The 263-nt window shown below is 53.2% G+C and carries 1 protein-coding gene; it reads right to left on the bottom strand.

Annotated elements, in window-relative coordinates:
• Positions 1-31 precede the first annotated feature (31 nt).
• The coding region (locus AC1RPN_RS09025) for a hypothetical protein (protein WP_481763850.1) at positions 32-263 on the bottom strand (232 nt) is incomplete at its 5' end.

Raw genomic sequence — 263 nt, 5'->3', positions numbered from 1 at the left:
ATACTGTACAGGTCTTGTGCGGTGAAACTCATTAACCCTCCCTCGGAGTCGTCAAAACACACTGCTGATCCTGAGGAATGCGTTCTTGAAGACGCGTGATCTGATGCTCTTGAGCCGAGATCAACTCTTCCACAGTGTCTACTCCGTAGAACGAAGCTAGAAACTGAAAGTTCTCCAAGCCCGGTGTCGAGAACCCTGTATTGCGCACGGACCGCGCCCAGCGCACGAAGCTGAACGCGGATTCCGTGAGTTCAGTTCGGTCC

The organism is Dellaglioa sp. CoH-57-MRSF-20, from assembly GCF_056781955.1.
This window is presented reverse-complemented; position numbering and strand designations above follow the sequence as displayed.